The following is an 11,486-nucleotide window of genomic DNA, read 5'->3' as shown; positions in this document are numbered from 1 at the left end:
GCGCAAAGGTCTAGGCGCTGCCGCCATGACACATGACGTCCATATCATCGGCGGCGGCCTCGCCGGCAGCGAAGCGGCCTGGCAACTCGGGCGGCGCGGTTTCCGCGTGCGCCTTTCGGAAATGCGCGGAACCGGAGAGCGCAGCCCCGCGCACCAGGGCGACGGACTTGCCGAACTGGTCTGCTCCAATTCCTTCCGCTCCGACGACCACGAGAAGAACGCAGTCGGCCTGCTGCACGAGGAAATGCGCCGCTGCGATTCGCTGATCATGTCGGCGGCGGCCAAGGCGCAAGTGCCCGCAGGATCAGCCCTCGCCGTAGACCGCGACGTGTTCTCGGCCGAAGTCGAAGCGCGCCTTTCGGCGCTTCCCAACGTGGAGATCGTGCGGGAGCGGGTCGATGCCGTTCCCGAGAACGGCACCACCATCGTCGCGACCGGGCCGCTGACGGCGGATTCGCTCGCCGGCAGCATCGGACGGGCAACGGGCGCGGACAGCCTGGCCTTCTTCGATGCCATCGCCCCCATCGTCTACCGTGACAGCATCGACATGGACGTGTGCTGGATGGCCTCGCGGTGGGACAAGGGAGAGACCAAGGACTACATCAACTGTCCGATGGACAAGGAGCAGTACCTGGCCTTCCATCAGGCCCTGCTCGACGGCGAGAAGACCGCGTTCAAGGAATGGGAGGCGGACACGCCCTATTTCGACGGCTGCATGCCGATCGAGGTCATGGCCGAACGCGGCGTCGAGACGCTGCGGTTCGGGCCCATGAAGCCGGTAGGCCTCGACAATCCGCATTGGGCGACCGAGGAGCATCCCAAGGGCCGCTGGGCCTATGCGGTCGTCCAGCTGCGGCAGGACAACAAGCTCGGCACGATCTGGAACATGGTCGGCTTCCAGACCAAGCTGAAGCATGCCGAACAGGTCCGCCTGTTCCGCACCATTCCCGGCCTGCAAAACGCAGAGTTCGCGCGCCTCGGCGGGCTCCACCGCAATACCTTCATCAACTCGCCGGTCCTGCTGGACCGCCAGCTTCGCCTGAAGACCGCGCCGCATGTCCGCTTCGCCGGGCAGATCACCGGCTGCGAGGGCTATGTCGAAAGCGCGGCGGTGGGCATGATGGCGGGCCTGATGACGGCAACCGAGCTTGCAGGCCGCGATTGGCAGGCCCCGCCCCGCACCACCGCGCTGGGCGCGCTTCTCTCTCACATCACCGGAGATGCGGAAGCCGAAAGCTATCAGCCGATGAACGTCAACTTCGGCCTGTTCCCGCCGCTTCATGATGTGAAGAAGAAGCAGCGCAAGGAAGCCTACACGGAGCGTGCCAAGCTGGAAATCGCCCCTTGGCTGGATGGCCTGACACCTGCTGATTGAGCTATCGTTTGCGGGGTCGTCCCGGACTTGATCCGGGACCGCTGGCAAAACTTTAGGCGCAAGCTTTCCGTCAGGCAGGGTCGCGTCCTGCCGAGCGGTCGCGCCTAAAGACCCACACCGGTCCCGGATCAAGTCCGGGACGACGCCGCAGCGCAAGCCTATCTCACCCTAGGACTTGCAAACGCACTTCGGCCGAGGCTTGGCCTTGACCGGCGGCGGCGCGGTCTTGCGGAATTCGGCCGCCGAAAGCCATTGGTCCTGGTTGGCATCGGCCCCGTCGAACTTCGTGGCGGTGGCGACCGCCCATTCCTCGAAAGTGAGCAGGTTGTTGCCGTCCCGATCGAGCTTGCGGAAACCGTCGACCCGGGTGGACAGCATCTCGTTGCGGGTGATCCGGCCGTCGCGATCGCGGTCGTAGCGGCCGAAACGCCGCTGCTCGCGGGTCTGCTCGGTAGCTTCGGGCAGATCCGGTCCGGCGATGTCCGAGAGATCGGCGCTCGGCACTTCCTGCGGACTCGGCGCCTCGATGGCGACCTGCGGCGGCGGTGCCGCCCGCTCCACTTCGGCGCGTCCCTGCCACCAGAACAGGCCGATAGACAGCATCACGAAGGCCGTCACCCCGCCCAGAATGAAGCGCTGCATCGCGAAACTCCCTGAAATCGCGCGCGGCTTATCTCCTCGCCCGGGCTCTCCAGGAAATTACATGTCTGTTATCCGGGGAAATCAGCGACCGAGCAGGCCGATCCGCATGGCCATGAGCACCGTCCGGGCCGAGCCCTGTCGGTTTCCGGGCCCGTTTTCGGCCAGCGTGTTCCGTGCGAGCCCTTCGAGAACCGCAAGTGGCCGCAGCGCCCGCGAAACGCGCGGCGAACGCCCCTGTTCGGCCCCGGCCAGACGGCGCACGACCACACTCTCACCGGGATGATTCAGCTTGGTGGCAAGGTCTGCCAGTGCCCAGCGGCGTCCCAGGCCACGCGCGGCCTCCGCCTCACCATCACGGCCCAATACAGCCGCCAGCCCCGCGAAGGCGGCAGCGCGACCGTCCACCATTTCCTCCAGAGCTTCGGGAGCAAGCGGCGCTTCTCCCGTCAGCGATTCCCAGCCATTCACCAGCGGCACGAGCGCGCGATGCGCCCCGTTCCAGCTCCGCAGCGCCGCCAGCAGAGGCTCTCCTTCCGGCCATTCCGCGGCGTCGCGATCGAGCGTCTCGCGCCACCAGGCCAGACGGATCTGCGCCATCATCGGCTCTCGCGAGTGGCGAAGCAGCCCGGCAAGACGCTGGTCCAGAGCCAGCAGAGAGAGCGTAGGCAGCCGCGCGGGCGCGGGCGCATAAGCCAGGGCAAGCCGCATGGTCTGCGGCAAGGCGGGCAGGAGCAGGTCTTCGGGACGGCTTGTGGGGACGAATGGCTCTGACACCCGGCCTCTCTAGTTCACAGGCCCGATCGCGCAACCCCGTAACGCAAGACGGCGGCGAAGCGCCTGCTTCGCCGCCGTCCCGTTTATCGAGGCTCTCGCCCGATCGATGCAAGAATCAGCGGTAGCAGACCTTGCGGACCGCCTCGACGATGCGGGGCGTGTCGATCAACGCGAGCTTTTCGAGGTTGGCCGCGTAAGGCAGCGGCACGTCTTCGTTGCAGACGCGAACGACCGGGGCGTCGAGGTCGTCGAAGCCTTCTTCCATGCAGATCGCGATGATCTCGGAAGCGATCGAGCAGACCGGGAAGCCTTCTTCGGCCACGACCATGCGGTTGGTCTTGGCGAGGCTGGCCAGGACGGTTGCCTTGTCCAGCGGGCGCAGGGTGCGAAGGTCGATCACTTCGGCATCGATGCCTTCACCGGCCAGTTGCTCGGCGGCTTCGAGGGCGAGGCCGACGCCGATCGAATAGGACACGATCGTCACGTCCTTGCCTTCGCGCATGATGCGCGCCTTGCCGATCGGCAGGACGTGATCGTCGAGTTCGGGCAGTTCGAACGAACGACCGTAGACCAGTTCGTTCTCGAGGAACACGACCGGGTCGTCGCTGCGGATGGCGGCCTTGAGCAGACCCTTGGCATCCGAGGCATCGAACGGCGCGATCACGACCAGACCCGGTACGTTGGCGTACCACGGACCGTAGTTCTGCGAGTGCTGTGCACCGACGCGGGCAGCGGCGCCGTTCGGACCGCGGAACACGATCGGGCAGCGCATCTGGCCACCCGACATGTAGTTGGTCTTGGCGGCCGAGTTGATGATGTGGTCGATCGCCTGCATGGCGAAGTTGAACGTCATGAACTCGATGACCGGACGCAGGCCGCCCATGGCGGCGCCGGTGCCGATACCTGCAAAGCCGTATTCGGTGATCGGGGTATCGATCACGCGCTGCGGACCGAATTCCTCGAGCAGGCCCTGGGTGACCTTGTAGGCGCCCTGGTACTCGGCCACTTCCTCGCCCATCACGAAGACGCGATCGTCACGGCGCATTTCCTCGGCCATGGCGTCGCGCAGAGCTTCGCGCACGGTGGAGGTCTTCATGTTGGTGCCGTGAGGGACTTCGGGGTCCTTCTTCGTCTGGACATCCACCACCAGCTGCGCAGTACCGCTGTCGGCAGGCTTGTTCTGCGTCGCACCGGACTGGGCTTCGGCAGCCTCCGACTTGGGGGCCGGCGCCGAGATCGCCGAAGCGTCTTCGCCTTCACCGGCGATCACGGCGATGACCGTGCCGACCTTCACGCCCTCGGTGCCTTCGGCCACGAGGATCTTGCCAACGGTGCCCTCGTCGACGGCTTCGAATTCCATCGTCGCCTTGTCGGTCTCGATTTCGGCGAGGATATCGCCGGAAGCGACTTCGTCGCCTTCCTTGACCAGCCAGCGGGCAAGCTTGCCCTCTTCCATCGTCGGAGAGAGCGCCGGCATCTTAAGTTCGATCGCCATCAGTAGCGCTCCACCAGGACGTCAGTATAGAGTTCAGAGGGTTCCGGCTCGGGCGAGTTTTCCGCGAAGTCGGCCGATTCCGCGACTTGCGCGCGCACGCGCTTGTCGATTTCCTTCAGCGCGGCCTCGTCCACGCCAAGCGCGGCCAGATCCTGCTTCACGTGCTCGATCGGATCGCGCTTCTCGCGAACGTCCTGCACTTCCTCGCGGCTCCGGTACTTCGCGGGGTCGGACATCGAGTGGCCGCGATAACGGTAGGTGTTCAGTTCCATGAGAACCGGACCGTTGCCCGCGCGGACATATTCCAGCGCCACTTCGGCGGCCTTGCGGACTTCGAGCACGTCCATGCCGTCCACCTGCATGCCGGGGATGCGGAACGCGGTGCCGCGGCGATAGAAGTGCGTTTCGGCCGAGCCGCGCTTCACGGCGGTGCCCATGGCGTAGCCGTTGTTCTCGATCACGAAGATGATCGGCAGCTTCCAGAGAGCAGCCATGTTGAAGCTCTCGTAGACCTGGCCCTGGTTGGCCGCGCCGTCGCCGAAGTAGGCCATCGCGACGCCGCCGTCTTCACGGTACTTGTGCGCAAAGGCCAGGCCCGCGCCGAGCGACACTTGCGCGCCGACGATGCCGTGTCCGCCGTAGAACTTATGCTCCACGCTGAACATATGCATGGAACCGCCCTTGCCGCGCGAGATACCGGCTTCGCGGCCGGTAAGCTCGGCCATGATCACCTTCGGGTCGATACCGTAGGCAAGCATGTGGCCGTGGTCGCGATAGCCGGTGATCACCGAATCGCGGTTGGAATCGAGCGCGGACTGAAGGCCCACGGCAACGGCTTCCTGGCCGATGTAAAGGTGACAGAAGCCGCCGATCAGGCCCAGGCCGTAAAGCTGGCCTGCGCGTTCTTCGAAACGGCGGATGAGAACCATCTGCTCGTAAAGGTTGAGAAGCTCTTCCTTGTTCGGCGTGTAGCGCCGATCGGCCGCGAGTGCCTCCTGGAGGCTGTGCAGCGCGAAGTCTTCGTCCAGTGCCGGTGTTACGGCTTGCTCGACGCCGGACCCGGCGTCAGTCTTGGCTTTGGGCAACGGGACTCCCCATCGTTGGTGCGATTGATTTCGGGCCGCTTATAGGACGCCCAGCGGAAATCGAAAGCGCGATGAAGGAAATTTGCCGCAGGTGGCACAAAAATTATGGCCGCCCGCAACAGAGTGGCCACATTTGCCCTGGATTTGACCTGAAGCGGCAGGTGTTTTCACCTGCGGCCAGCCCCTACTTGTCGAGGAGCATCACCATTTCGTCGGGGCGCGCCACGTTCAGATTGCTGCGCAGCAACTCGCCGGCCAGATCGGGATCGACGTGGTTCTGATCGAGCAGGCCTACCCGGTTCTTCAGGTGATCGCGGGTAAGGCGAAGTTCGGCCAGCTTTTCGCGGCGCTCTTCCAACATGTGCTGATTCTCGGTCCAGGCGATCAGCCCGCTCGGGCCGGCGATCACGAACGTGCCCATCAGCAGGAGCAGCGCAAGCGCGATGCCCTGGACCAGGCGTTCCTTGGCAAGGCTGGCGTCCTGACGCATGACGGAAGAGTTGGCCCTCATGAAAAGCGATAGAATCATAAGTGATTCTGCGTTGCAAGCTAAATTGATAACCGATTCGCCCAGTTCGCGAACAGGCCGTAACAGAACCTGTCATCGCAAGGCGGGGCATAGAGGTGTTGATAACTTCGGCACAGGTCTTGGGACGGGTCTTCGGCACGTTCACGGGTGAACATAGCGCCTTATAGCGAACAAGTTCGGAAGATGTTTCCAACTGCGCGCAAAATCCTCTAGGCGCTCCCCCATGCTGACTATCCGCGACATTACCGTCCGCCTTGGCGGGCGCACTATCCTCGACCAGGCCGCTGCCACCATCCCCAAGGATGGCAAGGTCGGCCTGATCGGCCGCAACGGCGCAGGCAAATCCACCTTGGTGAAAGCGATCATCGGGGAACTGGAACCCGACGAAGGCTCGGTCGACATGCCGCGCCGCGCGCGCCTGGGCTACATCGCGCAGGAAGCCCCCGCAGGCGACGTAACCGCGCTTCAGGCCGTCCTCGATGCCGATGCCGGACGCATGTCCCTCCTCGCGGAGGCCGAAACCTGCGTCGATCCGAACCGCCTGGGGGACCTCCACGATCGGCTGATCGCCATCGACGCCTATACCGGCGAAGCCCGTGCCGCCCGCATTCTCGTAGGCCTCGGCTTCGACGAGGACATGCAGAACCGCCCGCTCGACAGCTTTTCCGGCGGCTGGAAGATGCGCGTGGCGCTGGCCGGCCTGCTGTTCTCGCAGCCCGACGTGCTGCTGCTCGACGAACCCTCGAACCACCTCGACCTCGAAGCCACGCTCTGGCTGGAGAACTTCCTCCAGACCTATCCCAAGACGCTGGTCGTCATCAGCCACGAGCGCGACTTGCTCAACAACGTGGTCGATCACATCCTGCATCTCCAGCAGGGCAAGCTGACTCTCTATCCCGGCACTTACGACAGTTTCGAGCGCATCCGTGCCGAACGCGCCGCGCAGGCGGTCGCCGCGCGGGCGAATCAGGATGCCCAGCGCAAGAAGCTGGCCGATTATGTCGCCCGCAATTCGGCCCGCGCCTCCACCGCGAAGCAGGCGCAGTCGCGCGCCAAGATGCTGGCAAGGATGCAGCCGATCGCCGCCATGGCCGAGGATTCCTCGCTGAGCTTCGATTTCCCCAGCCCCGACGAACTGCGTCCGCCGCTGGTGACGCTCGACCTCGCCTCCGTGGGCTACGAAGCGGATAACCCGATCCTGCGCCGCCTGAACCTGCGCATCGATCCCGAGGACCGCATCGCGCTGCTCGGCCGCAACGGCAACGGCAAGACGACCCTGGCGCGCCTGCTCGCCCGCCAGCTGGAGCCGATGGAAGGTTCGCTGACCTTCTCGCCCAAGATCCGAATCGGCTACTTCACGCAGTACCAGGTGGAGGAACTGCCTTCCGATTCGACCCCGCTCGAACTGATGACCCGTGCGATGGTGGACAAGCCGCCTGTCGCGGTGCGCGGACAGCTTGGCCGCTTCGGCTTCTCCGGCCCCCGCGCGACAGCCGGGATCGGCACGCTTTCAGGCGGAGAGCGCGCGCGCCTCGCGCTGGCGCTGGTCACGCGCGACGCGCCGCACATGCTGATCCTCGACGAACCGACCAACCACCTCGACGTCGATGCGCGCGAGGCGCTGGTGCAGGCGCTCAACGATTTCGCCGGCGCCGTGATCCTGGTGAGCCACGACCGCCACATGGTCGAACTGGCAGCCGACCGCCTGGTGCTCGTCGATCAGGGCACGGCCGAGAACTACGACGGTTCGATGGAAGATTACATCGACTTCGTACTGGGCCGGAACCAGCCCAAGGCTGCCGACAAGCAGGCCGAGAGCAAGCCCGCCCGCAAGAACGGCGCGGTCGCCCGCGAGGAACTCAAGGCCCTGCGCAAGAAGGTCTCCGAAACCGAGACGCGCATGAAGCGTATCCAGCAGAACCTCGAAACGCTCGACGCCGTGCTGGCGGACCCGTCCTCGGCCAAGGGCGACCTTGCGAAGTTGGGGCTGGGTGAGATCGGCAAGCGCCGTACCCTCGCCGCCGAGGAACTGGAAACGGCCGAACTGGGCTGGTTCGAAGCCAGCGCGGCCATGGAGGAATACATGGGCGGCGGCGCATGAGCGTCGCCTTTCGGCGAGACGGCGACGAGGAGCACCTCGAACCCAAGTTCGAGGTGCCGATACCGCCCGGCCCGAACCTTGTAACGGTTGAGGGTCGCGCGCTGATCGACGAACGGATAGCAGCACTCGAAGCCCTGATTACGGATCTCTCCGAGGAAACCCCGATCAATGCCGCGAAGCGCGACTTGCGCTACTGGCGCAAGCGTCTGGCCACGGCGGAAGTCCAGCCCGCACCCTCAGGCGACAGGGCGATGTTTGGACACCGGGTGCGCTTTGCCTTGAACGGCAAGGAGCGCGAGGTGCACATCGTCGGCCATGACGAGGCCGATCCGGCGCGGGGAGCCCTCGCCTTCACCGCTCCGCTCGCGCGTGCATTGCTTGGAGCGGAGGTCGGCGATTTCGTCGACTTCAACGGACGGGAAGAAGCCATAGAGGTGCTTGGCCTCGACGTTTGAGGCGTCGGGCTGATGCAGCGCTTCCCCCACGAAATACATCGCCACCAAAAAGAAAAGGCGGGGTCCAAGCCCCGCCTTTTCCTTATCGATCGTCCGCGAAGAGCTTACCAGTTGCCCTTCTTCGGCTTCTTGTGGAACGGCTTGCCGCCGCCGCTGCGTTCCGGGCGGGCACCACCGGTCGGACGCGGCTGGTAGCTGCCGCGAGGTCCATCCTCACGACCGCCGTGCGGCTTGCGGCCACGACCCTGCGGCCCTTCGCGGCGACGTTCGCGACCGACTTCGCGCGGGGTATCCTGCGCCTGTTCGATGCGGATGGTGTTTTCCACGTCGCCGCTGTCGTCGTTCGCGGTGCGTTCGACGGCACGCACGAACTGCTCCGCCTGCGCGCGCGGGATCTGGAAGTAGGTCTGGTTTGCCATGATACGGATCTGGCCAACCGCATTGCGGGTGACGTGACCGCGACGGCACAGCAGCGGCAGGATCCAGCGCGGATCGGCATTCTGCTGGCGGCCGATATCCATGGTGAACCACACCACGTCGTCGAAACCGGGACGCTGGCGCGCTTCGCGGGCTTCGGGGCTGTTGCCGATAAGTTCCTCGGGCTGCGGCATGGCGGCGCGGTGCGCGCGAACCAGGGCGGCAGCGAGATCCTCGGCGCTGACCTTGTCCAGGATTTCGCGGGCGATCTCGCGATCTTCCTCGTCGGCCTCGACCGGCGCCAGCAGCTTTTCCATCAGGCGGCCACGGTCGGCGGCGCGGATGACTTCCGGCGTCGGTGCGGCAATCCACTCGGCTTCGATGCGCGCGCCGCGCAGCATGCCTTCGACGCGGCGACGGCGCGGGAACGGCACGATGAGCACAGCGGTGCCCTTCTTGCCGGCGCGGCCGGTACGGCCCGAACGGTGCTGGAGCGTTTCCGCATCGCGGGGGATCTCGACGTGGACGACGAGCGTCAACGAAGGAAGGTCGATGCCGCGCGCTGCCACGTCGGTGGCGACGCAAACGCGGGCGCGCTTGTCGCGCAGCGCCTGCAACGCGTTGTTGCGCTCATTCTGCGAATGCTCGCCCGAAAGTGCCACGGCGGAGAAGCCGCGCTCGGTCAGCGTCGAATGCAGGTGCTTCACATTGTCGCGTGTGGCGCAGAACAGGATCGCGGTTTCTGCGTCATGCAGGCGGAGCAGGTTGACCACCGCGTTCTCGACGTCGGCCGGAGCGACGGTTACCGCCTGGTACGTGATGTCGCCGTGACCGCGGTTTTCACTGACGGTCGAAATGCGCAGCGCGTCTTTCTGGTACCGACGGGCAAGTGCTTCGATCGGGCGGGGCATGGTGGCCGAGAACAGCAGCGTGCGGCGGCTTTCCGGCATCGCATCGAGCATCTCTTCCAGGTCTTCGCGGAAGCCCATGTCGAGCATCTCGTCCGCTTCGTCGAGCACGACGACGCGCAAGGACGAGAGGTCGAGCTTGCCGCGTTCGAGATGGTCGCGAAGGCGTCCCGGCGTTCCGACCACGATCGTGGCGCCGCGCTCCAGCGCCTTGCGCTCACGCACCGGGTCCATGCCGCCGACGCAGGTGACGATGCGCGCGCCGGTGGAGGCGTAGAGCCATTCCAGCTCGCGGCTCACCTGCTGCGCCAGTTCACGGGTCGGTGCGATCGCCAGCGCCAGCGGCGCCTCGGCGTAGGGGATGGAGCCGTCTGCCAGAAGTTCGTCGCTCATGGCGATGCCGAAGGCGACGGTCTTGCCCGAGCCGGTCTGTGCCGACACCACCAGGTCGCGCCCACGCGCCTCGGCTTCGGCGACGGCGGCCTGCACCGGGGTCAGGTTCTCATAACCATGCGCCGTAAGCGCGTCGGCAAGAGGTTGGGGGAGCTGGGAAAAAGTCATGCGTTTCGAATCTGTCCTATGCCGCCGTCGCGGTCTGTAAGGGCGGGCCTGTGCGAAGTGTGCGACCCAACGGGCCCTGGTTGAGGCGCTCCATAGACAAAAAAGTCCGGTTTGGCGCGCACCAATTTCATAAAAGGCAACAATGGCCTTGCGCGACAGACAAATATTCGGTCGCAGACGCGCAATTCCGTCTGTTTGTCACACGATTTTCATGAGCGAAGCCCAGGCGCGCTCGTGTGGATGGCTGTGACATATCATGACGGGAATAGCGAGTCCCAAGCGCCTGCTTGCCTCCATTCATGACGTGGGATCGGGATCCGAAGCGGCGGTGCTGCGATTGGCCGAACTGCTGGAACGGCGGCTTGGCGGGCCGCACTTCGCCATGCTGGTGGTGCCCGACCATTGGGGTCGGCATCCCCTGTCACAGGACAGGCGTTTCCAGGCGCGCCTCAGAAACTGGGCCGATTCCGGCATCGAAATGTTCGTCCACGGCTGGTTCCACAAGGACGATGCCGAGAACGGCGGCGGGCAGCACCGGGGCACGGCACGGTTCAAGGCCCGGCACATGACCGCTGGAGAAGGCGAGTTCCTCGGCCTCGACGAAGCGACCGCGCTATCGCGCATGCTGGACGGCAAGGCGCTGGTGGAAGACGTAACCGGCCGCCCCGCTGCCGGTTTCGTGGCGCCTGCCTGGCTCTATGGCGACGGTGCGCGCGCTGCCCTGCGCAAGGCCGGCTTGCCGATCGTCGAGGATCACTGGCGTGTGTGGTCGGCCGAAAGCGACACCACTCTCGCAAAGGGACCGGTGATCACCTGGGCGAGTCGCTCCACCGCCCGTACCGCATCCTCGCTTGCTTTCGCCGCCCTCGCCCGCCGTGCCCTGCCCATGATGGAGACGGTGCGCGTCGCGGTGCATCCCGGCGATGTCACCAAGGCATCGCTCATGGCCAGCATCGATAAGACACTCAAGCGCTTCGCCGCCACGCATACTCCGTCGAAGTACCAGGATTTATGCGATTCCATGGCGGAACGGTGACTCTTTTCTAGAGCTTTCGCGTCCGCTCCATGACGAGGCCCCGCAGCGTCACAGACCCGACATCTAGCCCCCATACGAGCCCTTTCCAACAACGAGATCATGTCGCGC

The 11,486-nt window shown here is 65.2% G+C and carries 10 protein-coding genes; 4 read left to right on the top strand and 6 right to left on the bottom strand.

Going from position 1 to position 11,486, the window contains the following annotated elements; all coding sequences use genetic code 11:
- Window positions 1–25: 25 nt before the first annotated feature.
- The gene (trmFO, locus tag ACI3K3_RS04055; protein ID WP_404912250.1) at window positions 26–1,375 is read left to right on the top strand and encodes a methylenetetrahydrofolate--tRNA-(uracil(54)-C(5))-methyltransferase (FADH(2)-oxidizing) TrmFO; all 1,350 of its coding nucleotides are present in this window, start codon (window positions 26–28) and stop codon (window positions 1,373–1,375) included.
- A 168-nt stretch (window positions 1,376–1,543) separates the two neighbouring features.
- Here the strand turns inward: trmFO and ACI3K3_RS04050 are convergent, their stop codons facing one another.
- From ACI3K3_RS04050 to ACI3K3_RS04030, 5 genes are all read right to left on the bottom strand, one after another.
- A complete protein-coding gene (locus ACI3K3_RS04050; protein ID WP_404912249.1) occupies window positions 1,544–2,017 on the bottom strand; it encodes a hypothetical protein in 474 nt (157 codons plus the stop codon).
- An 81-nt stretch (window positions 2,018–2,098) separates the two neighbouring features.
- Window positions 2,099–2,791 (bottom strand): hypothetical protein, encoded by a 693-nt coding sequence (locus tag ACI3K3_RS04045; RefSeq protein ID WP_404912248.1) that lies wholly within the window; start codon window positions 2,789–2,791, stop codon window positions 2,099–2,101.
- 115 nt (window positions 2,792–2,906) lie between these two features.
- A complete protein-coding gene (locus tag ACI3K3_RS04040; protein ID WP_404912247.1) occupies window positions 2,907–4,286 on the bottom strand; it encodes a pyruvate dehydrogenase complex E1 component subunit beta in 1,380 nt (459 codons plus the stop codon).
- On the bottom strand, window positions 4,286–5,371 hold the full coding sequence (gene pdhA, locus ACI3K3_RS04035) for a pyruvate dehydrogenase (acetyl-transferring) E1 component subunit alpha (RefSeq protein WP_313440242.1): 1,086 nt from the start codon (window positions 5,369–5,371) through the stop codon (window positions 4,286–4,288). Before pdhA ends, ACI3K3_RS04040 begins: the two co-directional genes overlap by 1 nt.
- Window positions 5,372–5,555: 184 nt before the next feature.
- A complete protein-coding gene (locus ACI3K3_RS04030) occupies window positions 5,556–5,882 on the bottom strand; it encodes a septum formation initiator family protein (protein WP_404912246.1) in 327 nt (108 codons plus the stop codon).
- Window positions 5,883–6,123: 241 nt separating this feature from the next.
- Here ACI3K3_RS04030 and ACI3K3_RS04025 point away from each other — a divergent pair, with 241 nt between their 5' ends.
- Complete coding sequence (locus ACI3K3_RS04025) at window positions 6,124–8,001, top strand: ABC-F family ATP-binding cassette domain-containing protein (protein WP_404912244.1); 1,878 nt, start codon at window positions 6,124–6,126, stop codon at window positions 7,999–8,001.
- On the top strand, window positions 7,998–8,456 hold the full coding sequence (locus tag ACI3K3_RS04020) for a GreA/GreB family elongation factor (protein ID WP_404912242.1): 459 nt from the start codon (window positions 7,998–8,000) through the stop codon (window positions 8,454–8,456). The genes ACI3K3_RS04025 and ACI3K3_RS04020 overlap by 4 nt, the downstream gene beginning before the upstream one ends.
- A 104-nt stretch (window positions 8,457–8,560) precedes the next feature.
- Here ACI3K3_RS04020 and ACI3K3_RS04015 read toward each other — a convergent pair whose 3' ends face one another.
- The gene (locus ACI3K3_RS04015; protein WP_404912240.1) at window positions 8,561–10,342 is read right to left on the bottom strand and encodes a DEAD/DEAH box helicase; all 1,782 of its coding nucleotides are present in this window, start codon (window positions 10,340–10,342) and stop codon (window positions 8,561–8,563) included.
- A gap of 256 nt (window positions 10,343–10,598) precedes the next feature.
- Here ACI3K3_RS04015 and ACI3K3_RS04010 point away from each other — a divergent pair, with 256 nt between their 5' ends.
- A complete protein-coding gene (locus tag ACI3K3_RS04010) occupies window positions 10,599–11,378 on the top strand; it encodes a DUF2334 domain-containing protein (RefSeq protein WP_404912239.1) in 780 nt (259 codons plus the stop codon).
- Window positions 11,379–11,486: the final 108 nt, after the last annotated feature.

It is taken from the genome of Novosphingobium sp. ZW T3_23 (genome assembly GCF_044987305.1).
Taxonomy (GTDB): Bacteria; Pseudomonadota; Alphaproteobacteria; order Sphingomonadales; family Sphingomonadaceae; genus Novosphingobium.
Note: the sequence above shows the minus strand (reverse complement) of the source record. Positions and strands in the feature narration are given on the sequence as shown.

Bases quoted from the DNA above. Each gene is read 5' to 3' on its own strand.
- trmFO (WP_404912250.1), top strand. From the start codon at position 26: ATGACACATGACGTCCATATCATCGGCGGCGGCCTCGCCGGCAGCGAA.
- ACI3K3_RS04050 (WP_404912249.1), bottom strand. From the start codon at position 2,017: ATGCAGCGCTTCATTCTGGGCGGGGTGACGGCCTTCGTGATGCTGTCT.
- ACI3K3_RS04040 (WP_404912247.1), bottom strand. From the start codon at position 4,286: ATGGCGATCGAACTTAAGATGCCGGCGCTCTCTCCGACGATGGAAGAG.
- ACI3K3_RS04030 (WP_404912246.1), bottom strand. From the start codon at position 5,882: ATGAGGGCCAACTCTTCCGTCATGCGTCAGGACGCCAGCCTTGCCAAG.
- ACI3K3_RS04025 (WP_404912244.1), top strand. From the start codon at position 6,124: ATGCTGACTATCCGCGACATTACCGTCCGCCTTGGCGGGCGCACTATC.
- ACI3K3_RS04020 (WP_404912242.1), top strand. From the start codon at position 7,998: ATGAGCGTCGCCTTTCGGCGAGACGGCGACGAGGAGCACCTCGAACCC.
- ACI3K3_RS04015 (WP_404912240.1), bottom strand. From the start codon at position 10,342: ATGACTTTTTCCCAGCTCCCCCAACCTCTTGCCGACGCGCTTACGGCG.
- ACI3K3_RS04010 (WP_404912239.1), top strand. From the start codon at position 10,599: ATGACGGGAATAGCGAGTCCCAAGCGCCTGCTTGCCTCCATTCATGAC.